The 21,242-nt window shown below is 66.2% G+C and carries 17 protein-coding genes; 12 read left to right on the top strand and 5 right to left on the bottom strand.

The window, feature by feature from the left end:
• Positions 1–7 precede the first annotated feature (7 nt).
• From ACN0T5_RS17135 to ACN0T5_RS17115, 5 genes are read left to right on the top strand one after another with little or no spacing between them, the layout of a single operon-like run.
• A complete protein-coding gene (locus ACN0T5_RS17135; RefSeq protein WP_417769834.1) occupies positions 8–1,900 on the top strand; it encodes a dipeptide ABC transporter ATP-binding protein in 1,893 nt (630 codons plus the stop codon).
• Positions 1,897–3,804 carry an ABC transporter substrate-binding protein gene (locus tag ACN0T5_RS17130; protein ID WP_417769833.1) on the top strand — a complete coding sequence of 636 codons (1,908 nt, stop codon included), beginning with the start codon at positions 1,897–1,899 and terminating at the stop codon, positions 3,802–3,804. Before ACN0T5_RS17135 ends, ACN0T5_RS17130 begins: the two co-directional genes overlap by 4 nt.
• A 50-nt stretch (positions 3,805–3,854) precedes the next feature.
• A complete protein-coding gene (locus ACN0T5_RS17125) occupies positions 3,855–4,880 on the top strand; it encodes an ABC transporter permease (protein WP_417769832.1) in 1,026 nt (341 codons plus the stop codon).
• Complete coding sequence (locus tag ACN0T5_RS17120) at positions 4,877–6,037, top strand: ABC transporter permease (RefSeq protein WP_417769831.1); 1,161 nt, start codon at positions 4,877–4,879, stop codon at positions 6,035–6,037. Before ACN0T5_RS17125 ends, ACN0T5_RS17120 begins: the two co-directional genes overlap by 4 nt.
• 52 nt (positions 6,038–6,089) lie before the next feature.
• Complete coding sequence (locus ACN0T5_RS17115) at positions 6,090–6,680, top strand: class I SAM-dependent methyltransferase (RefSeq protein ID WP_417769830.1); 591 nt, start codon at positions 6,090–6,092, stop codon at positions 6,678–6,680.
• A gap of 3 nt (positions 6,681–6,683) precedes the next feature.
• Here the strand turns inward: ACN0T5_RS17115 and ACN0T5_RS17110 are convergent, their stop codons facing one another.
• The 5 genes from ACN0T5_RS17110 to ACN0T5_RS17090 are packed head-to-tail and all read right to left on the bottom strand — an operon-like array spanning position 6,684 to position 12,243.
• On the bottom strand, positions 6,684–7,475 hold the full coding sequence (locus ACN0T5_RS17110; protein WP_417769829.1) for a polysaccharide deacetylase family protein: 792 nt from the start codon (positions 7,473–7,475) through the stop codon (positions 6,684–6,686).
• Positions 7,472–8,626: a glycosyltransferase family protein gene (locus tag ACN0T5_RS17105; RefSeq protein WP_417769828.1), complete on the bottom strand. Its 1,155-nt coding sequence runs from the start codon at positions 8,624–8,626 to the stop codon at positions 7,472–7,474. The genes ACN0T5_RS17110 and ACN0T5_RS17105 overlap by 4 nt, the downstream gene beginning before the upstream one ends.
• Positions 8,623–9,747: a glycosyltransferase family 4 protein gene (locus ACN0T5_RS17100; protein WP_417769827.1), complete on the bottom strand. Its 1,125-nt coding sequence runs from the start codon at positions 9,745–9,747 to the stop codon at positions 8,623–8,625. Before ACN0T5_RS17100 ends, ACN0T5_RS17105 begins: the two co-directional genes overlap by 4 nt.
• A 17-nt stretch (positions 9,748–9,764) precedes the next feature.
• Entirely contained in the window at positions 9,765–10,985 is a 1,221-nt protein-coding gene (locus ACN0T5_RS17095; protein ID WP_417769826.1) for a glycosyltransferase family 4 protein, read from the bottom strand.
• 34 nt (positions 10,986–11,019) lie between these two features.
• On the bottom strand, positions 11,020–12,243 hold the full coding sequence (locus ACN0T5_RS17090; RefSeq protein WP_417769825.1) for a glycosyltransferase family protein: 1,224 nt from the start codon (positions 12,241–12,243) through the stop codon (positions 11,020–11,022).
• A 261-nt stretch (positions 12,244–12,504) separates the two neighbouring features.
• Between ACN0T5_RS17090 and ACN0T5_RS17085 the strand changes: the two genes are divergently transcribed.
• The 7 genes from ACN0T5_RS17085 to ACN0T5_RS17055 all read left to right on the top strand — a co-directional run.
• Positions 12,505–15,102: an ATP-binding cassette domain-containing protein gene (locus tag ACN0T5_RS17085; RefSeq protein WP_417769824.1), complete on the top strand. Its 2,598-nt coding sequence runs from the start codon at positions 12,505–12,507 to the stop codon at positions 15,100–15,102.
• Between the two features lie 85 nt (positions 15,103–15,187).
• The gene (locus ACN0T5_RS17080) at positions 15,188–15,646 is read left to right on the top strand and encodes a cyclic nucleotide-binding domain-containing protein (protein ID WP_417769823.1); all 459 of its coding nucleotides are present in this window, start codon (positions 15,188–15,190) and stop codon (positions 15,644–15,646) included.
• A gap of 16 nt (positions 15,647–15,662) precedes the next feature.
• Positions 15,663–16,481 carry an MBL fold metallo-hydrolase gene (locus ACN0T5_RS17075; RefSeq protein ID WP_417769822.1) on the top strand — a complete coding sequence of 273 codons (819 nt, stop codon included), beginning with the start codon at positions 15,663–15,665 and terminating at the stop codon, positions 16,479–16,481.
• A 142-nt stretch (positions 16,482–16,623) separates the two neighbouring features.
• Entirely contained in the window at positions 16,624–17,976 is a 1,353-nt protein-coding gene (locus ACN0T5_RS17070; RefSeq protein ID WP_417769821.1) for an adenylate/guanylate cyclase domain-containing protein, read from the top strand.
• Between the two features lie 122 nt (positions 17,977–18,098).
• Positions 18,099–18,866 carry an SDR family NAD(P)-dependent oxidoreductase gene (locus ACN0T5_RS17065; protein WP_417769820.1) on the top strand — a complete coding sequence of 256 codons (768 nt, stop codon included), beginning with the start codon at positions 18,099–18,101 and terminating at the stop codon, positions 18,864–18,866.
• A gap of 184 nt (positions 18,867–19,050) precedes the next feature.
• Entirely contained in the window at positions 19,051–20,421 is a 1,371-nt protein-coding gene (locus ACN0T5_RS17060) for a DUF418 domain-containing protein (RefSeq protein ID WP_417769819.1), read from the top strand.
• Between the two features lie 79 nt (positions 20,422–20,500).
• Positions 20,501–21,242, top strand: a 742-nt coding sequence (locus ACN0T5_RS17055) for a DUF1194 domain-containing protein (RefSeq protein ID WP_417769818.1), incomplete at its 3' end; no start/stop codon positions are given.

Raw genomic sequence — 21,242 nt, 5'->3', positions numbered from 1 at the left:
GAACCACGTGGATGTGCTGACGGTCGACGGTCTGAGCGTCGATTTCACGACCCAGGAAGGGCGGTCGCGCGCAGTGGACAACGTGTCCTTTTCCGTGCCGCGCAATCGCACCGTTGCCCTGGTCGGGGAGTCCGGTTCGGGCAAGACGGTGATCTCGCAGACGATCATGGGCCTGCTGCCGGAAAAGGCGCAGGTGACGGGCGGACGCGTCCTTTTCCGTGACAGCGACGAGGCCGAACCGGTCGACATCGCCACGCTGGACCGCAAGGGCCCGGCGCTGCGCGCCATTCGCGGCAACCGCATCGCCATCATCTTCCAGGAGCCGATGACCTCGCTTTCGCCGTTGCACACGATCGGCGACCAGATCGGCGAGGCGGCGGAACTGCATCGCGGCTGCTCGCCGGCCGAGGCGCGCGAACTGACCCGCGAGATGCTGCGCCTGGTGCGCTTTCCCGATCCGGCGCGCGCTCTGGACTCCTACGCGTTCGAGCTTTCCGGCGGCCTGCGTCAGCGCGCGATGATCGCCATGGCGATGATCTGCCGTCCCTCGCTGCTGATCGCCGATGAGCCGACCACCGCGCTGGATGTCACGATCCAGGCCGAAATTCTCAAGCTCATCAAGGATGTGCAGACCGAGCTGCACATGTCCGTCCTGTTGATCACCCATGATTTCGGCGTCGTCGCCAACATGGCCGACGAGGTGGTGGTGATCTATCACGGCCGCATCATGGAGCGGGGCAGCGCCGCCGACCTCTTCGCCAATCCGCAGCACGCCTATCTCAAGGCGCTGCTCAATGCCGTGCCGCGCTTCGGCATGGGAGCGGGCGAGCGTCTGGTGCCGATCCGTCCGATCGAGCCGCACGCGGAAGGCTTCCTGAAGAAGGCGAACGAGAGGCACACATGCGCGCCCGGTACGCCGCTGGTGACGCTGAGCGGCGTGACCAAGCGGTTCACCACTCGCAAGGGCGGCCTGCTCGGCGGCAGCGCCCGCACGGTGCTGGCGCTCGACGACATCAACCTGACCGTCAGGCGCGGCGAATGTCTCGGCCTTGTCGGCGAAAGCGGTTCGGGCAAGACGACGACCGCCAAGGCCGTGTTGCGTGCCATTGATGTCGATGCGGGCGAGATTCGCTACGATTGCGGCGACGGGCCGGTCGATGTCGCGAAAATGGGCGGAGCGGAGCTGTTCGACTATCGCAGACGGGTGCAGCTCATCTTCCAGGACCCGTTCTCCTCGCTCAATCCGCGCATGACCGTAAACGAGTTGCTGTCGGAACCACTGGTGATCCACAAGATCGGCACGCCCGAGGAGCGGGCGGAGCGGGTGCGCGAGTTGATGCGCCTTGTCGGCCTCGATCCGCGCTTCCTGCGCCGTTATCCCCATTCCTTCTCCGGCGGCCAGCGGCAGCGCATCGGCATCGCCCGGGCGCTCGCGCTCAACCCCGAGTTCATCCTTTGCGACGAGCCGACCTCGGCGCTCGACGTTTCGGTCCAGGCGCAGGTCCTCAACCTGCTCAAGGACCTGAAGGCGGAACTCAACCTGACCTATCTGTTCGTCAGTCACAATCTGGCTGTCGTCGATTACATCGCCGACCGGGTCGCGGTGATGTGCCGGGGCCGGGTGGTCGAGGTTGGTCTCACCCGTGACGTGGTGCAAAACCCGATGCATCCCTATACGCGGGCCCTGCTGGCCTCCGTGCCCGAGCCCGATCTCGCCGCGCCGCTCGATTTTGCCGCGCTCAATGCCGGCCGGGCCTCCGAGCCCGCCGAATGGCCGGAGCCCTACCGGGTGCTCGACGGTGTGCGGCCGGTTCTGGTGGAGGTGGCGCCGAGTCATTTCGTCTGCGCGCCGGGACTGGCGCCGAACCGGCCCGCCACGTCGATGGAGGCCGCACAATGACGCCCCGGCTTTCGCAGCACCGGCTTCTGGCCGTTGCCCTTGCCGCGCTGGCGGTGCTGATCGCGGTCCCGGCAACGGCGCTGACGCTCAAGGAAACGCCCTCGTTGGCCGGACGCGTCGGCGTTGACCTGCCGCCGGTTGGCGAGCGGGTGCCGGAGGAGCCGCTCGTCGTCGACCTGGTCGCGCGCGGGCGCCAGATCGGCACGCCGGGCGGTCATATCGACACCCTGATCGGCCGCTCGCGGGATGTCCGCCTGATCAATGTCTGGGGTTATGCCCGCCTCGTCGGCTATGACGAGGATCTCGAGCTGAGGCCCGACCTTCTCAAGGACTTCATCGAGGAGGAGGGGCGGGTCTTCACGCTGGTCCTGCGCAAGGGACACAAGTGGTCCGACGGCCACCCGTTCACCTCCGAAGACATCCGCTTCTGGTACGAGGACGTGGCGCTGAACGGCGAGCTGCAGCCCTCCGGTCTGCCGCAGTTCATGCTGGCCGGCGGCGAGCCGCCGCTCTTCGAGGTCATCGACGAGACCACGGTCCGGTTCAGCTGGAATGCACCCAACCCGCTGTTCAAGCCGGAACTGGCCAAGTCCCGGCCGCCATTCATCTACCGGCCGGCGCACTACCTGAAGCAGTTCCACGCCCGTTATGGCGACATGGACAAGATCGCGAAACTGGCGGAAGAGAAGAAGCTGAGGAGTTGGGCGGCGCTCTTCAACAAGATGGATGACATGTATGACGCCCGCAATCCGGACCTGCCGAGCCTGCAGCCCTGGGTTCGGCTTGCAGATGACAGCGAGCGTCGTTTCGTCCTGCACCGAAATCCCTACTATCACCGCATCGACAAGGCCGGCCAGCAGCTGCCCTATCTCGACAGCGTCGTGATGACGGTTGCCGACGGCAAGATCATCCCGGCCAAGACCCAGGCGGGCGAGGCCGACCTGCAGGCACGCAACATCGGCTTTTCCGACATCACCATCCTCAAGCAGGGCGAGAAGGCGGGGCGCTTCGATACCTATCTGTGGCCGATCAGCAAGGGCTCGCAGATCTCGCTGCTGCCCAACCTGACCGTTGCCGATCCGGTCTGGCGCGAGGTGATGCAGGACACCCGCTTCCGGCACGCCCTGTCGCTGGGCATCGACCGGGTGATGATCAACAAGGTGCTGTATCTGGGCTTCGGCACCGCCGGAAACGACACGGTCCTGTCGCGCAGCCCGCTGTTCCGTCCCGAATATCGCGACCTTTACGCGGGCTTCGATCCGGACCGGGCGAACGAGCTGCTCGACGAGATGGGTCTGACCGAGCGGCGCGGCGATGGCGTGCGCCTGCTGCCGGACGGCCGGCCGCTGGAGATCATCGTCGAGGCCACCGGCGAGAGCCAGGAGGAGCTCGACGCGCTCGAACTGGTCGGCGAGACCTGGCGGGAGATCGGCGTGAAGCTGTTTTCCAAGCCCAGCCAGCGCGACATCATGCGCGAGCGCGCGCTGTCGGGCCTGATGGTGATGGCCGTCTGGTCGGGCTTCGAGAACGGCATCCCGACCTCGGAGATGACGCCGGAGGACTTCGTGCCGGTGCGTGGCGACTTCCTGTCCTGGGCGCGCTGGGGCAACTGGTACGAGACCGACGGGCAGACCGGAGAGAAGCCCGAATGGGGACCGGCGGTGCGCCTGATCGAGCTTTACGAAGCCTGGCTCGTCTCGTCCTCGCATGAAGAGCGCACCGAGATCTGGCACGAGATCCTGCGCATTCACGCAGAGGAGACGATCCATATCGGGCTGGTGTCGGAGGTTCGCCAGCCGGTGGTGGTGAAGAATCTCGGAAACGTGCCGGAAGAGGGGATCTACGGCTGGGATCCCGGTGCGCATTTCGGCATTCACCGGATGGATGAATTCTACAGGAAATGAGTGTGCGGCGCGGCGCGCAAGCGTTCCGCGCGGTGCTGGGGGACCGCTTGATGCTTTACTACATTGCGCGCCGGGTGCTGACGATGATCCCGACGCTGTTCGTGATCAGCCTGCTTATCTTCGTCATCATCGAATTGCCGGCCGGCGACTATATCTCCAACCAGATCGCTGCGCTGCGTGCCGCCGGCGAAAGCGCGTCCATCGCCAAGCTGGAGTTCCTGCGCGCCGAGTTCGCGCTCGATCGCCCCTTCGTGGAGCGCTTCCTGATCTGGATCGGCCTGTGGCCTGGCGTCCACGGCCTCGACGGGTTGCTGCAGGGCAACTGGGGCTGGTCGTTCGAATACGAGAAGCCGGTCTCCGAGGTGGTCGGCCCGACGCTGCCGCTGACCATCGTGCTCAATACCGCGACCATCCTCTTCGTCTATATCGTCTCCTTCCCGATCGGGATCTATTCGGCCACACGGCAATACTCGTGGGGCGACTACGGCTTCACCTTCATCGGCTATATCGGGCTCGCGACGCCGAACTTCCTGCTCGGCCTGATCATGCTCTATTTCGCCAATCTCTGGTTCGGGCTGTCGGTCGGCGGGCTGATGGCGCCGGAATATATCGGCCAGCCCTGGAGCCTGGCGAAGGCGCTGTCGATCCTGGCGCATCTGATCGTGCCCACCATCGTCATCGGCACCGCCGGCACGGCGGCGATGATCCGGCGCCTGCGGGCCAACCTTCTCGATGAACTGCACAAGCAGTACGTGACGACGGCGCGGGCCAAGGGCCTGCGCGAGGCGCGTCTGCTGGTCAAGTATCCGCTGCGCATGGCGCTCAACCCGTTCATCGCCGATATCGGCAACCTGATCCCCTCGCTCGTCTCCGGCTCGGTCATCGTTTCCGTGGTGCTCAACCTGCCGACCGTCGGGCCGGTCCTGCTCAACGCCCTGCAGTCGCAGGACCAGTTCCTGGCAGGCTTCATCCTTCTCTTCGTTGCGATCCTGACGCTGGTCGGCATGCTGGTCTCCGACCTGCTGCTGGCGGTGCTCGACCCGCGCATTCGTCTCGGCGGAAAGGCAGCATCATGAGCATCCGCGAGGAAACCGGCCACTACGTCAATCCGGAGGCTTTCAATCCGGTCGAGACGGAAACGCTGTCGCCGGAACAGGAGCGCTTCTACCAGGCATCCCAGTGGCAGATCATGTGGTGGAAATTCCGCCGCCACAGGATCGCCGTGTGGTCCGGCGTCATTCTCATCCTGTTCTATCTCTGTGTTCCCTTTGCCGAGCTGATCGCGCCCTATTCGCCGAACGAACGCTCGAACGATCACCTCTATGCACCGCCGCAGACACTGCGCCTGTTCCATGAAGGGTCGTTCGTCGGGCCGTTCGTCTACGGCTCGAAGGCCAGCATCGATCTGGAGACGGTACGCTGGGTCTATGCCGAGGACCGGGAGGACGTGCAGCCCTTGCGGTTCTTCTGTTCGGGCTCGAACTACCGCTTCTGGGGGCTTTTCGATGCGCGCTTCCATCTCGTCTGTCCGGCCGAGGGGGGCACGCTCTACCTGCTTGGAACGGACCGGCTCGGGCGCGACGTTCTTTCCGGGCTGATCTACGGCGCGCGCCTGTCGCTGACCGTGGGTCTCGTGGGCGTCACCATCTCCATCGTTCTCGGCCTGTTTTTCGGCGGGATCGCAGGCTTTTTTGGCGGCCTCATAGACAGCGCGATCCAGCGCCTCATCGAGATTCTTCGTTCGCTCCCGGAACTGCCCCTTTGGATGGCGCTTTCGGCGGCGCTTCCCGTTACCTGGTCGCCGGTATGGATCTATCTCGGCATCACCGTGATCCTCGGCCTGCTCGACTGGCCTGGGCTGGCGCGCGCGGTACGCTCCAAGCTGATGGCGCTGCGCGAGGAGGAATACGCCAAGGCGGCGCTGCTGATGGGGGCCCGTCCCTCGCGGGTGATCCGCAAGCATCTGCTGCCCGGCTTCACCAGCCACATCATCGCCTCGGCCTCGCTGTCGATCCCGGCGATGATTCTCGGCGAGACGGCGCTTTCCTACCTCAATCTCGGCCTGCGCCGGCCGGCCGTTTCCTGGGGAGTGCTGCTCAACGAGGCCCAGGATATCTCCGTTGTGGTCGTTTATCCCTGGCTGATGGCGCCCGTCCTGCCCATTATCATTGTGGTTCTGGCCTTCAACTTCCTGGGAGACGGTTTGCGTGACGCGGCCGACCCGTATAAGTGATGGCGCATCGCAGCACGAGCTGCGGCCAGTGAAGGTGAACAGGAAGACAGGCATGTCCAAGAACGCATCGACCGCCGACGGATGGGACGAGGAATACCGGCGCGGGCGCTGGTCGTTCCTGCGTGACCTGCCTGAAAGCGGGCGGTATGGCATCATCGGCATGTGGCTGTCGCTGAACGGGTCGCTGGACAACGTGCTCGACCTTGGCTGCGGTGAGGGGCTGCTCTACGAGCGCCTGCAGCCGATGGGGATCGGGCGGTATGTCGGCGTGGACCTCGCCCCTGCGGCGCTGGGCATTGCCGATGTGGACCCGCGGATCGCGTCGTTGCGCGCCGGCGACCTGCACACATTCGCACCCGAGAAGGACGAGACCTTCTCGGCCATCGTCTTCAACGAGGTGCTGCATTTCTCCGACGATCCGGCCGCGGCGGTCGCCCGCTACGTGCCGTTTCTGGCGCCGGGCGGCGTCATCGCGGTGTCCATGTATTCGCCCAAGCGCCTCGAATCGGGCGCCAATCGGCTGATCGCCCGGCTCTGGGAGGCGACCGACGGTCCCGACTGGGACGTGCTCGACGATTACCGTCTCACCTCCGACAAGAAGAACGTCACCTGGCGGCTGCGCCTGCTGAAGCCGGCGGCCTGAGGGTCAGCTTCGGACGGGCCGGGGCAGCAGATCGGCGATCCGTGCGAAGCGGGCGCCGGGATGCTCGGCGAGGATCCCGAAGATCCTGTCCAGGAAGTCGAACGAGGCCTCGTCCTGCGCCAGGTGGTGCGACAGGATGCCGAGCGGTTCGTCCGGGTTGGTGCGCCGTCGCGCCAGATGGAAATCGAAGCGCAGGCTGGCGGATCGCCAGCCGATGAAGCGCCGTCCCTTCTTCCACTTGATCATGTCGATATGGGTCTGCACGTGGGTCAGCGCGCGCGGATGGAACTGGGTGAAGGTCGAGAGCCCGACAAGGCCGGCCTCGCCAAGACGCGCCGAGATGCGCGGTGCGATGCGGTTCCAGGGCGGCACCATGACAGGCACGAAGCGTTCGCCGAAGAGGCCCACAAGCCGCTCGCGGCCCTTGGCGATCAGCGTCAGGGCCTCGTCCGGGTCGCGGGCCCGGCCGAGTTCCGCCGCCTTCTCGCCGCGTGCCTTGTCCTGGAAGTTGCGATGCTCGTAGCCGTGCTGCAGGACGGATGCGAAGCGTTCGCCCGCAAGCCGCTCCGCCAGCGCTTGCGTTGCGTCTTTCGGAATGACGGCGAGCGCCACCTCGATCCCGTGCGCATTGGCGATGGCCAGCAGCCGCTCCAGCGCCGGCGTCGGCTCCACGGCGTCATCGTCGCGCCACCAGACGGGAACCGAAAGGCCGCGCTCGGCGAACCAGTCGAGATGGCGCACGAGCTTGTCGCGGCAGACGAGGAAGTCCGCCTCGGTGGCGGCCGCCGCGCTCATCCGCGTGCCTCCAGCGCCTCGGCGAGGATCTCCGCCGCCCGCTCTGCGCCGCCCAGTTGCACCTCGATCCGGCGGCGCGGCAGGGCGATCGCCGCGTCTACGGCAGCGGCGAGGCTCGCCGGGGTCAGTGTCTTTTCCGGGATCGAGACGGCGCGGCCGTGGCGGGCGAGCGCGTCGGCCCGTTGCTGCTGCTCCGTCTCCTTGATCTGGGCGAAGGGGACCAGGACGGACGGCACCCCGGCACGCAGGATGTCGAGCACCGTATTGTAGCCGGCCTGACTGACGGAGAGCCGCGCGCGGGCAAGAAGAGCGGTGAAATCGCGCCGGGCGCGCTCCACGATGAGGCCGTCGCCCGCCTGCGCGCGGAGGCTGTCGAAGGTCTCGGGGTCGATGTCATGACCGGCGAGCAGTCGCCAGGTGCAATCGCCCGCGCTGTGGGAAAGCGCGCGCGCCGGGATGGCGGCCGCCAGCAGACCGGCGCCGACCGCACCGCCGCCACACGAGACGATCACCTCATCCTGCCCCTCTGCACCGGGTGCGGGGACACTGCCATTGCCGGTTTCCGCAAAGCCCGTATAGCGCAGCAGATGGGCGATACGCTCGGTGAAGGGGAAACTGTCTTCCAGTTTCACGAATTCCGGATCGGAGTGGACGAGGACGATATCGTAGGCGGCAAGCGCCCGCTCGGCCATCTCCTCCTCTTTCCGGATCTCCTGCTTGCGCACGAGGATATCGCGGATCGAGGCGGCGATGAGGGGAGGGCGAGCGCGCGCCTGAGCCGCCGCGACCAGCGGCTCCATCTCGAAGGCGAAGGGCCGGCGGCCGAAGGGCCATGTCTCCGTCAGCACCAGGTCGAAATCGCGCGCCGCGAAGGCTGCAAGCGTGGCATCGCGCCGCGCCGCCTTCCAGGTGTCGTCGATCTCGCGCCCGTCCGGCGTCAGGAAGGTCTTGAAGCGGGCGTCCAAAGCCCGGACCGGCGGCAACTCGACGACGGTCAGGCCGGCCGTATCGAGCAGCGGCGGCAGCGTGTTGCCGGTGGCAAGCGTCACCTCGATCCCGCGCGCTGCGAGGGCGTGACCGATGGCGGCGGCGCGAAACACGTGGCCGGTGCCGAGCAGGTGCTGGACATGGATGAAGGCGGATCGGGTCATCTTGGCGAAGCGGTAGCGCGGGCCGCGTGGTTCCGCAAGGCATGCGCGACAAAGGCGTCCAGCCGCCCCGCGCCGGCCGCCATCCCGTGACGGGAGAGGATATGCGCGCGCGCGGCCGTGCCCATGCGGGCAGAAAGGCCGGGCGTGTTCATCATCCGGGCGAGTGTCGCGGCGAAGGCATCGATGTCGCCCTCGGGTGCAAGAAGCCCGCTCACCCCCTCGGCGACCACATCGGGAACGCCGAACGTGTCACCGCCGACAATCGCCAGGCCTGTCGCCTGGGCTTCCAGGAAGACGAAGCCGAAGGCCTCGCGGATCGCCGGCCAGACGAGAATGTCATGGGTAGCGTAAAGCGCCGGCATCTCCTCCGGCGCCAAAGCGCCGGTGAAGCGGGCGCCATGGCCGGCGAACAGTGCTTCGGCCTCGGACCGGCAGGGCCCGTCGCCGGCGATGGTCAGGGAGAAGGGACGGTCGTCCAGCCTGGCGAGCGCTTTGGCAAGCAGCCGGTAGGACGCCATCTTGGCGCCCTCCCGCATCATCCCGACGGCGAGCAGCCTTGGGGGAGTATCGGCAGGCGGCTGGATGCGCGGCGCATCGACAAAGGGACGTTCGTCGAGAAAGGGCGGGAACACGGCCAGTCGCGCCTCGGGCACGACGGCGGCGAGGCATTCCCGGTCGGCCCGGTGCAGGGCAGCCACCATGTCGGCCCGGTGCAGGGCCGCATCGGCGGCGGCGAAACCGTGCTCCCACTCGCCCGCCCGCCGCTTCGGCGCGCGGCTTGCCTCGATCACCGCATAGGGCAGGACAAAACGGTCGGCGAGCGCCGGGCCGATCCAGTCGGGCGCCTTGTGATAGAGGTGATAGGTGAGGAAGAGGTCGGGCCGGTAGCCTTCCGTCTGCCATTGCCGGGCGATCGCCTCCGCCTCGGCACGCGCCAGGCGCTCCACGGCGCGTTGTTCATCAAGGCCGCCGCTTGCCCGCCAGGAGCGGAACCGCGAGGCGATCCGCACGTCGTGCCCCGCTTGCTCCAGCCCCCTGACGATCAACCGTCCCATGGTCCGGTCGCCGGAGGGGACCGGATCGTCGAGCGGTTTCATCGGGGCGGTGAAGGCGATGCGCATGGGGCGGCCCCTGTCCTTCAAAGCACCTTGGCGAAGCGCTGTGCCAGGAGATCGAGGCCCGGGTCGGCGGAAAACCGCGTCCGCACGTCTTCGCTTGCGGCAGTGCCCAGCAGGGCCCGTCGCGCCGGGTCGCGGATCAGGGCGGCGAGAGCATCGGCCAGCGCCGCCGGGTCGCCAGGTGGCACCAGCACGCCGGTCTCCCCGTTGCGGACGAGTTCGGGGATGGCGGAGACGTTGGTGGCCAGGCAGCACAGGCCCATGGCCTGCGCCTCCATCAGCACGTTGGGCAAGCCGTCGCGGTCGCCGGATTTCGCCACCTTGGAGGCGAGCACGAAAAGGTCCGCGCGTGCCGCGGCTGCAATCACGTCCTCGCGCGGTTTCGCCCCGTGCCAGGTGATGCGGCCGGAAAGACCGAGGCTATCGGCCAGATCCTTCAGCCGGCTGCCCTGTTCTCCGCCGCCGATATGCTCGAAATGCCAGTCGAGCCCTTCCGGCAGGCGGGCAAGCGCCGCCAGGAGATCGTCATACCCCTTCTTCTCCACGGCCCTGCCGACGGAGAGCAGGCGCACCGTGCCCGTGGCGCCGCCGTCGCCTTGGCCATGTGCCTTGCGCTGCGGGAAGGGGGAGAAGTCGAGCCCGTGATAGACGAGGTCGACCTTCGCCGGATCGGCGGCCAGCGTCTTCAGGTGCTCGACATTGACGCGGGTGCAGGTGACCCCCCAGGCCGCGTCGTCGAGCTTGGTGCGCAGGTCCCAGTCGGGGCTCGTCCAGATGTCCTTGGCATGGGCCGAGAAGGACCATTTGCGGCCCGACAGGTGGGCGGCGTAGCGCGCCACCGAACAGGGCGTGTGCAGGTAATGGGTGTGGATCCAGGTGACGTCTTCGGGAAGTTCATGCGCCAGCACGCAGGCCTGACCCCAGCGCCGCTGCCGGTTGGTATTGTGTTCGCGAGCGAAATCGGCCTCGTACAGGGCGCGGGCGGCAGCGAAAGTCGGTTGTCTTTCGGCCCATCGCCTGGCCCGTGCGACGCGCGCCGGGTCGTCCTTGATGTATTCGGGCAGGTAGAGCACGTCGGCGGAGATCTGCCGGTGCACCTCGTGGATGAACGGATCGTAGGGGCGGCGCAGGGCGACGATCAGCTGCGCGATGCCCCGCCGCTCCAGTCCCAGCATCTCCTGTGCGATGAAGGTCTCGGAAAGGCGTGGATAGCCTTTGACGACGACGGCGATGCGAGACATTCACGGATACCGGTTGAACGAGGAAAGGCGCACCTCAGACGGCGTTGACGGCCGTCAGGGGGCGGGAGACCGCGGGGCGGTCGGCGAGAATGCGCTCGACCCTGTCGCCGATCACGTCGAGGCCTCCGAGGAGGTTGTCGACGCCGGCGGTGGAGGGCGGTTCCATCCAGGGAAGCTCGGCCAGTGCATCGGTCATCTTGTCGACGTCCGGATACTCGTCGATCGGCAGGACCTTCAGGAGGCCGATCGTTTCCGCACGCGTCGCGCGGATCGACTGTTCGCGGCGCGGAACGACGCGCGGCACCAGAAGGGTTGGCTTGTCGAAGGACAGTATTTCGCAGAACGTGTTGTAGCCGCCCATGCCGACGATCGCCTTGGCTCCGGCCATGTAAGGCTCGATGGTCGGCAGGAAGCGCAATATGTGAACGTCACGCAGATGCTCGGCACGGGCCTGAAAATCCGCCGTCGCCTGGGCCGGCATGAAGGGGCCGAGCACGATCAGGGCCGGAAACAGCGGTTGCGCGCGCGATTCGTAGGCCCGCATCACCCAGTCGACCATCTCGACGCCATCGCCGCCGCCGCCCGGCGTCACCAGGATATAGGGTTCGTCGTCGAACGGCAGGGGCTCGGTGATGCGCGCGTCGTCGGGTACGTCGCGGCGCAGATACCCGGTATTCAGGGTTTTCGCGTGCACCGAAGCCGGCAGCCCCATGCCGTCCAGCGGGTTGTGCAGGTCCGGCGGACCATAGACCCAGATCTCGTCGTAAAGTGCCTCGAGTGCCGGATCGACATTCTTGCGCGTCCACTCCTCGCGCAGCACGGTCGGGTCGTCCATCACGTCGCGCAGGCCGAGGACGAGCCGCGTGTTGCCTCGTTGCTTGAGCATCTCCAGCGTGCCCAGGATTTCGCCGCGCAGGCCGAGCGGCTCCTTGTCGACGATCAGGATGTCCGGGTCGAAGATCTTCGCGGTGTGCTCGATGATCGAGGTGCGGATCGCCAGGATGTGCTCGATATTGAGCGACAGCGACAGGGGCGTGTACTCGCCGTTCCGGAGCTTGATCACGCCGGGAATGCGCACGAAGTCGACGCGCGAGCGGAATTCGAAGCTGCCGATGATGGGTGAGCCGGACAGAATCAGAACGGACATGTCCGTGAATCTGCGGGTCAGCGCATGCGCGATGGTGCGGCACCTTCGCAGGTGGCCGAGGCCGAAGGAATCGTGGCTGTAGATCAGCACTTTCGGGGAGCTATTGGTCATGCCTACCCATTCGGTCAGCGTACCCGCCCTGACGCACGACCACGCATCCCCAGTGTTCACCATTCTCTAGCCGCCGTGCCCGCCGGGCGCAAGAGGCGGGTGGGATGCAAATGTGCATGGTGCACTTCCCCGGGGAGAGATGACATTGTCTCCGACAAGGGGGCGGGTTCCGGCTGGCGGTTTGCCATCTCTGCGTTATGATGCCGCCAACCTAGACGCCGGATGGTGAAACAGGCCCGCGACCCCATAACGCGACCGACGATGGAAAAAAGCCTTTTCAGTTTCATCTGGCGCTACAGCGCAAGACAGCAACTCGTGATCCTCCTGATCACGGTGATTGCCTATCCCGTGACCTATGCGCTGCTGGAATTGCCCAAGCTGATCGTCAATGACGCGATCGAGGGCGAGAACTTTCCGCGCGAGGTCGCGACGCTCGAGTTCGACCAGATTTCCTACCTGGTCCTCCTGTGCCTGACCTTCCTTGGCCTTGTCGTGCTGTCCAATGGCATCAAGCTGGTGCTCAATGTCTACAAGGGCAGGCTTGGCGAGCGGATGCTGCGGCGCCTGCGTTTCGATCTCTTCCAGCGGGTTCTTCGTTTCCGCCTGCCGCATTTCAAGAAGGTGAGTTCGGGCGAGATCATTCCGATGATCACCTCGGAGGTCGAGGATGTCGGCGGGTTCATCGGCGAGGCAGTGGCCCTTCCCGCATATCAGGGCGGCATGCTGGTCGTGCAGATCGGCTTCATCTTCATGCAGGACCCGCTTCTGGGGCTTGCCGCGATCTCGTCCTACCCGATGCAGGCCTACATCATCCCGAAGCTGCAGCGGAAGGTGGTGCTCCTGTCGCGCAAGCGCGTGCGCAACGTCCGCGTCATCGCCGACAAGATCGGCGAGAGCATTGGCGGCGTTGCCGAGATTCACGCCAACGATGCGTCGGCCTGGCATTCGGCGGACCTTTCGGACCGCTTCTACACCAACTACAAGATTCGGTTCAGGATCTTCAACTGGAAGTATTTCATTAAGTTTCTCAATAACTTCATGAACCAGTTGACGCCGTTCCTGTTCTACCTGATTGGCGGCTGGCTGGTCATTGAGGGGAACCTGTCGCTTGGCGCCTTGCTGGCGGTGATCGCCGCCTACAAGGACCTTGCCGGTCCCTGGAAGGAACTGCTGGCCTATTACCAGATGGTCGCCGACGTCGACGTGAAGTACCAGACGGTGGTCGAAAACTTCGATCCGGCCGACATCTATCCGGTCGCGCGCCTGACAGACGATGGCAACGGCGATCCGCTGACCGGCGACCTTGTCATGCGCAATGCAAGCTTTTCCGGCGGGGCTGCCGGGCAGGAGGTCTTCGAGGTGTCCCTGAAGGCGGAGGAGGGCACGCATGTCGCGGTGATCGGCCCCGACGGGTCCGGCCGCTCCGAGGTGCTGCAACTGGCCGCCGGCCTTCTCGGGGCTACCAGCGGCAGGGTCGAGATCGGCGGGCGCAACCTCGACACCCTGAGCGAGGCGGTGCTTGGACGCCAGATCGCCTATGTCGGCTCTTCCGTGCATGTGTGGACCGGTACCGTGCGTGACAACGTGCTCTACGGCCTGCGCCATCGCCCCTTGCGCCCCCCCGAGAGGGAGGGCGAGGCGAAGAGCGAGCACGTTCGACGGCTCGCCGAGGCCCGTGCCACCCGGAATCCCGACTACGACATCGAGGCGGAATGGGAGGACCTGGACGCGGCCGGCTGCGAGACCGCGGACGGTCTCGATGCCCGCGCGCTGGAGCTGATCGAGGCGACGGGGCTTGCCGCCGACGTGTTCCGCATGGGGCTGCAATCGCCGATCGATCCCGGCCGGCATCCGGAATTCGCCGAGCGCGTGCTTGCCGTGCGCCGTGCGCTCGCCGACCGCGTGGAAGGAGATGGCCGGCTCGCGGCGATGGTCGAGCTGTGGCACATCGACCGCTTCAACAATTCCGCCAGCGTGGCCGAAAACCTTCTGTTCGCGGCTCCGTCCGACCCGGCCGTGGGCATCGACACGCTGGCCGGCGACGCCGACGTTCTGGCGGCGCTCAAGGAGACCGGGCTCTATGACAGGCTGGTCGGAATCGGCCTGAAGATCGCAACGACGATGGTCGAGCTGTTCGCCAATGTCAGCGGCGATTCGGGGTTGCTTGGCGATTACTCCTTCATCACCCAGGACGAATTGCCGGAGTTCGAGCGCATCACCCGCCTCGCCCGTTCCGAGGCCGGCAAGGGCAGCCTGACGCCGGCGGACCGCGAGCGGCTCATCGGTCTTGCCTTCAAGCTGATCCCCGCCCGTCACCGTCTCGGCGTGCTCGACGACGAGATGCGCGGCGAGATCATTGCGGCGCGGTCGGTCTTCCACAAGCATCTGGCCGGTGCGCGGCAGCGCTTCGTCGTCTTCGACCGGGAGCGGTTCGTGGCGCCGATGAGCATCGAGGACAACCTGCTGTTCGGCCGTCCGCGCGTCGACCGCCGCGATGCCCGCGAGCAGATCGACCGGCTGATCCGCGCCCTTGTCGACGAGATGGACCTGCGCCGCCCGATCGTGCGCGCCGGGCTCGATTTCCATGTCGGGGTAGCCGGCTCGCGCCTGTCCGCCGGGCAGCGGCGCCGTGTCGCCCTCGTGCGTGCGCTGATGAAGCGTGCTCCGGTCACCATCCTCGACGAGACGGCGGCCGGCACCAGCGACGACGACAAGGCTCTGCGCGACGCGGTTCGCAAGGAACTGGAAGGCCGCATGCTGTTGTTCGGCGCGTCGAATTTGATCGTGGCGAACGAATTCGACCATAGTATCGTGATGGAACAGGGACGCCTGGCGGCGGACCGGGAGAGCGAGCAATGACCCGGACGATCAGGCTGGACATCCCGCAGTCGAACGAGGAACCGGACGCGTCCGAACCGGCCGCACGCTTCCCGAAGGAGGACATGTGACCCTTGACGCGGAAGTCGATGCATTGCGGCGCGTGCCGCTGTTTCGCGGCATCGACGCAACGAAGCTGAGGCTCCTGGCCTTCATTTCCGACCGAAGTCATTTCGCGCCGGAGGAACATCTTTGCGATCAGGGGGACGAGGGCGATTCCGCCTTCATCATCCTGGACGGCGAGGCGGAAATCCGGGTGCGCACGGGCGACGGTGAACGCACGGTCGCCCGTGTGGGGGAACATTCGATTGTTGGCGAGATCGCGATCCTGTGCGACGTTCCCCGCACGGCCACGGTCGTGGCGGCGACGGAGATGGACGTCCTGACGATCTCCAAGGATGGTTTCCTGAGCCTTCTCAAGGAGTTTCCCGACATGTCGCTTGAGGTTATGCGCACGCTCGCGCAACGCCTGGATCGCACCACCCAGGCCCTCGTGGCCCTGCAGTCATCCGACGGATCGACATGAACGGGATGACGGATCGGTGACTTTCTCCCTGAAGCTTTGGGGTGTGCGCGGATCGACGCCGACACCGGGGCCCTCGACATTGCGCTATGGCGGGGAGACCACGTCCTTCGAGATACGCGCCGGCGACGACATCGTGCTGATCGACTGCGGGTCGGGTGCACGCAACCTGGGCGGCGAGCTGCATGCCCGCCCGCCGCGCGCCTTCGACATGTTCTTTACCCATACGCATCTCGACCATATCTGCGGGCTTCCATTCTTCACCCCTGCCTATGACGACCGCTTCGCCATAAAGGCATGGGCCGGACACCTCGCCGGCAGCTCCTGCCTGATGGACATCATCTGCCGGATCATGTCGCCGCCGATCTTTCCGGTCGCCGCCAACAGCCTGCGCGCCGTTTCCTTCGCCAGCTTCCGGCCCGGCGGCCCGCTTCCGCGCGACGGCGAGATCGCGCTCAGCACGGTCGCCCTCAGCCATCCGGGCGGGGCCACCGGCTACCGGCTGGAGCATGGGGGCAAGTCCATCTGCATCATTACCGACCACGAGCATGGCGATCCGGAGATCGACCGGGCGGTGCGTCGCTTCGTCGAGGGCGCCGACGTGATGATCTACGACGCCATGTTCACGGACGAGGAATATCCGCGTTTCACGGGTTGGGGCCATTCCACGTGGCAAAAGGGCGTGGAACTGGCGTTGGAGGCCGGGGTCGCCCGCCCCGTGCTGTTCCACCATGATCCGCGCCGCAGCGACGATGCGCTCGACGCGATTGCCGAGCAGGCCGCCCGCCGCCATCCAGGCGCGCTGGTCGGCCGCGAGGGGATGGTGCTGACGCCCTGATGGGTGCCGTGACCACCGCTCGCCGCTTCACGGTATGGTGAGACGGCGGTTCGCCGCCCTCGACAAGGCGTTGCCTGCCGCCTCGCCGGACCTGCCGTGTGTCGGTGACCAGCCTGCCGGAAGGCGGAGGGAGAAGCGGGCGATGACATTGGAAAGCGAACCTGCGATCGAACCGGTGCGGCCCGCCGGCGGCGCTGCCGGCGTTCCCTTGCGGGTGCGTGCCGAGATTTCCGCCCGCGAGACGCAGGCCGAGCGGCTGATCGGCTGGGTGCAGCTTGCCATGGTGCTGTTCTTCGCCATGCTCTATTCGCTGGCGCCGCGTGCCGAGGGAGCGGACGGGTTCAACTTCGTGCCGCTGGCGCTGGCGGCCTATTTTGTCTTCACCGTGCTCCGTGTCGCGCTGTCTTACCGGTTCGAGTTACCGGTCTGGTATCTCGTCGTCTCCATCGTCGTCGACGTGACGCTGCTGTGCGGGTTGATCTTCTCCTTCCACATCCAGTACGCGCAGCCGGCGACCTTCTACCTGAAGGCGCCGACGCTGATGTACCTGTTCCTGTTCATCGCGCTCCGGGCGCTGCGCTTCGATCCGCGCTTCGTCCTGATCACGGGCCTGGTCGGCGCGCTCGGCTGGATCGCCCTGGTCGCCTATGCGGTGACGCGCGACATGGGCGAGATGTACATCACCCGGAACTATGTCGAGTATCTCACCTCCAACGCGATCCTGATCGGCGCCGAGCTGGACAAGATCATCGTCATCGTCGGCGTGACGCTTTGCCTTTCTGCTGCCCTGTACAGGGGGCGGCGGATGCTGCTCGATTCCGTGCGCGACCATGCCGCGGCAGAGGACCTGCGCCGCTTCTTCGCGCCCGAGGTCGCCCATTCCATCACCGATGCGGACGAGACGCTTGTCGCCGGTGGCGGCAGCCTGCGCGAGGCCGCGGTGATGATGGTGGACATTCGCGGCTTTACCCGAATCGCGGCGACCTTGCCGCCGGCAACGGTGATGGCCGTGCTCGCCCGTTACCAGGAGGCGGTGCTCGGCGTGATTGGCTGCCATGGCGGGCAGGTGGACAAGTTTCTGGGCGACGGTGTTCTCGCCACGTTCGGCGCGGTCTCGCCAAGCGGCACGGCGGCAGCGGATGCGCTGCGGGCGGGGCGGGAACTTCCCCGGATATTTGCCGATCTCGGCCCGGAACTTGCCGTTCTGGGCTGGCCGGAGGACCTGCGTGCGGGCGCGGCGGTGTCGTTCGGGCCGGTAACCGCCGGCGTTGTCGGGGCGGCCGGGCGGCTGGAATTCACCGTGATCGGCGATGCGGTCAACCGCGCGGCGAAGCTGGAGGACGCCAACAAGGTGCAGGGGTCGACCGTCCTCACCGACGCCGCGACCCTTGAAGCCGCAAGCCGGCAGGGCTTCGACGCCGCCGTGGCCGAGAGGCGTCCCGGGCAGGCGGTCGTCGGTCTTGCCGCACCGGTCGACCTCGTCGTGATCGCGTGAGAGGGCATGCCCGCTGTGCTGTCATGCGCGCTTGACCGGAACCGTCCTTCCTGCCACCTCTTGCCACCATCCAATTCTGCCAGGCGGTGCAATGCCGCCGGCAACACAACCGGGGAGTGAACATGAAGCTTGGGGAAGGTCTTTCCGCCGTCGTTACCGGTGGCGCATCCGGACTTGGCGCGGCAACGGCGCGCCGTCTTGCATCGGCCGGCGTCAAGGTCACGCTGTTCGACATGAACGTGGAGCAGGGCGAGGCGGTCGCCGCCGAGATAGGCGGGGCTTTCGTTGCCGTCGACGTGACCAGCAATGACAGCGTCGAGAAGGGTTTCGCCGCGGCGCGCGCGCATTTCGGCGTGGAGCGCATCCTGGTCAACTGCGCCGGCATCGCGCCGGTCGCCAAGACGACCTCGCGCGGCGAGCCGCACCCGATGGACATGTTCGAGAAGGTGATTGCGGTCAATCTCGTCGGCACGTTCCGTTGCATCGCGCATTCCTCGACCGCCATGTCGGCGCTGGAGCCGGTGACCGGTGACGGCGAACGCGGGGTTATTGTTTCGACGGCCTCCGTCGCCGCCTTCGACGGCCAGATCGGCCAGGTCGCCTATGCCGCCTCGAAGGGCGGTGTTGCCGCCTCGACCCTGCCGATCGCCCGCGACCTGTCGAAGTCCGGCATTCGCGTGATGACCATCGCGCCGGGCCTGTTCGAGACGCCGATGCTGCTCGGTCTGTCGCAGGAAGTGCAGGATTCGCTCGGCCAGCAGGTGCCGTTCCCCTCGCGTCTTGGCAAGCCTGACGAATACGCCGACCTCGTCGCGGCGATCTGCGAGAACCCGATGCTCAACGGCGAGACGATCCGCCTCGACGGCTCGATCCGCATGGCACCGCGCTGATGCGCAGGTGCCCGGGAATGGCACCGCGTGGATGGCGTGGAGTTGCCTGAACGGTCGGTTTGACCGCAAGCGGCCGGACCCGGCGTACAGACGCCAGGTCCGGCCGCTTTCATTCGTGGCGCTTGTGCGACTCGTTGTTCGGTCGTAAAGGAGAGATCGACACTCCCTTTCCGGAAAAATCAAAGTGGACCAAAGTATCCGCCCGGCCAGTGCCGACAGGGTCGCGAACGCGCCCGGGTCGGATCGACTGGTCGTGCTCGACGCGCTGCGCGGGTTTGCCGCGCTCGGCATTCTCTGGCGCAACATCTTCGTCTTCGGGCTGCCCACCGTGGCGTTCTCGCTGCCGGAGGAATGGGGCGAGAACGTCGTTTCCAACGTTTCCGCCTGGCTCTATGTCGTGATTTTCGTGGACGGCACCATGCGCGGCATGTTCTCGCTGATCTTCGGCGCGACGGCGTTGCTTCTGCTGGACAGGCATGCGCGGCGCCCCGGCGGGCTGCTTGCCGCGGACCTCTATTTCCGCCGTCTGATGTGGCTGGTCGTCTTTGGCCTCGTTCATGGCTACGTGCTGCTCTGGCCGCATGACGTCCTTTATGTCTATGGCATACTTGGCATGTTCCTCTTCGCCTTCCGCAACATGTCGGGACGGCGGCTGCTCCTGATCGGCATCGCCATCTTCGCGGTGTCCTCGCTCAAGGACGGCACGGGCTGGTCGCTCGACCAGATTTCCAGCGATGCCTTCGATGCCAGCCAGACGGAGAGCCTCGAGGGCGGCAGCGCGCCGCAAGTCGGCGGCGATACGGTGCCTGCGGATCCGGCGCCTGCCGGAGAGGCGCTCGCCGAAGCCGGGGCAAGCGAGACCGAGGACGAGGTCGCGATGTTCGAGGAACTGGAGCGGCTGGCGCTTGCCGAGATGGACGAACGGCTTGCAGGCTATACCGATCTGGTGCGCACGCTGGCGCTGGAGACCTTCCAGGAACAGACGACGCTGTTCTTCACCGATCATGTTCTCGATGTCGGCGCAATGATGTTCTTCGGCATGGCGCTGTTTCGCCTCGGCGCGTTTTCCGGGCGCTGGACGAACGGCCAATACGCCGCGATGGCCGCCATCGGTCTTGCCGGCGGACTTGTCCTCGGGTTTCTCATTCACGGGGCCACCGCCGTTCCGGGCTATTCCGAGTGGTCTGTCGGGTCGGCAGACGCCTATCTCTACAATCTGCGACGGCTGCTCTTGTGCCTGGGCCTGATCGGGCTCGCCAGCCTGCTGGCGCGGGGCCGGATCGCGCGGGTTCTCTTGACACCTTTCACGATGGTGGGGCGGATCCCGCTGACCACCTATGTCGGTCAGACCGTAATCTGCGTCGCCCTGTTCTACGGGGTCGGCTTGGGCCTGTTCGGCACGCTGGAGCATCACCAGTTGCTGGCCATTGCCTTCGCGATCAATCTCGGCCAGATCGTGTTCGCCTTTGTCTGGCTGAGGTTTGTCGGGCAAGGGCCGCTTGAGGCGCTGCTGCGCAGGCTCGTCGGTATCGGGATCGAGGTCGACAAGCGCTGAAGGACCGTTTCAGGCGGCAGGCCCGTTCTGCTGCCCGAACGCCATTGTCCTGCGCGGCGGATGCCATACACTCTCCGGCATGGATATCCGGACCACAGCTTTCCCGCGTTCCGGTGCGGCGATGGTCGCGGCGCTGTCGCTGGCGCTGGGCGCGGCGCCTGCGGCGCATGCCTGCCCGCTGGCGCTGGTGCTTGCCATCGATGTGTCCTCCAGCGTCGACGACAGCGAATACGAGCTGCAGCGCCAGGGCCTGGCGGAAGCGTTCCGCGATCCGCAGGTGGGTGCCGCGATCCGTGCCACCGGCGGCCTGCTGGCCAGTGCCTTCGAGTGGAGCGGGCGGGAGCAGCAGGTCGTGAAGGCCGACTGGACCTGGCTTGAAACGCCGGAGGAGATCGCCCGTTTCGCCGACCGGCTCGCGGACACGCCGCGCAGTCATCGCCGTTATCCGACGGCGCTCGGCTATGCACTCGGTTACGCGGCGATACATCACGGACGCGCGCCGCGCGAATGTATCCGCCGTGTCGTCGACATGGCGGGTGATGGCATCAACAACGAGGGATTTCCGCCCGAAAGCGCCTATCGCGCCTTCGATTATTCGGCAATCACGGTCAACGGGCTCGCCATTGCCGGGGATCATCCCGATCCGGTGCGCTACTATCGCAACCGGGTCATTCGCGGTCCTGGCGCCTTTGTCGAGGTCGCGCGCGGCTTCGAGGACTATGCAAGGGCGATGAAACGCAAGCTGTTGCGGGAACTTGACGGCCCGCCGCTCGCCCTTGGGCCGGGCGAAGGGGCATCAGTGGAGCTTCAGCGGCAATCCC

The organism is Stappia sp., from assembly GCF_048261845.1.
Lineage (GTDB): Bacteria > Pseudomonadota > Alphaproteobacteria > Rhizobiales > Stappiaceae > Stappia.
Note: the sequence above shows the minus strand (reverse complement) of the source record. Positions and strands in the feature narration are given on the sequence as shown.

Bases quoted from the DNA above. Each gene is read 5' to 3' on its own strand.
- ACN0T5_RS17100 (WP_417769827.1), bottom strand. From the start codon at position 9,747: ATGCGCATCGCCTTCACCGCCCCGATGAAACCGCTCGACGATCCGGTC.
- ACN0T5_RS17090 (WP_417769825.1), bottom strand. From the start codon at position 12,243: ATGACCAATAGCTCCCCGAAAGTGCTGATCTACAGCCACGATTCCTTC.
- ACN0T5_RS17085 (WP_417769824.1), top strand. From the start codon at position 12,505: ATGGAAAAAAGCCTTTTCAGTTTCATCTGGCGCTACAGCGCAAGACAG.
- ACN0T5_RS17130 (WP_417769833.1), top strand. From the start codon at position 1,897: ATGACGCCCCGGCTTTCGCAGCACCGGCTTCTGGCCGTTGCCCTTGCC.
- ACN0T5_RS17065 (WP_417769820.1), top strand. From the start codon at position 18,099: ATGAAGCTTGGGGAAGGTCTTTCCGCCGTCGTTACCGGTGGCGCATCC.
- ACN0T5_RS17070 (WP_417769821.1), top strand. From the start codon at position 16,624: ATGACATTGGAAAGCGAACCTGCGATCGAACCGGTGCGGCCCGCCGGC.
- ACN0T5_RS17110 (WP_417769829.1), bottom strand. From the start codon at position 7,475: ATGAGCGCGGCGGCCGCCACCGAGGCGGACTTCCTCGTCTGCCGCGAC.
- ACN0T5_RS17115 (WP_417769830.1), top strand. From the start codon at position 6,090: ATGTCCAAGAACGCATCGACCGCCGACGGATGGGACGAGGAATACCGG.
- ACN0T5_RS17125 (WP_417769832.1), top strand. From the start codon at position 3,855: ATGCTTTACTACATTGCGCGCCGGGTGCTGACGATGATCCCGACGCTG.
- ACN0T5_RS17105 (WP_417769828.1), bottom strand. From the start codon at position 8,626: ATGACCCGATCCGCCTTCATCCATGTCCAGCACCTGCTCGGCACCGGC.
- ACN0T5_RS17120 (WP_417769831.1), top strand. From the start codon at position 4,877: ATGAGCATCCGCGAGGAAACCGGCCACTACGTCAATCCGGAGGCTTTC.
- ACN0T5_RS17095 (WP_417769826.1), bottom strand. From the start codon at position 10,985: ATGTCTCGCATCGCCGTCGTCGTCAAAGGCTATCCACGCCTTTCCGAG.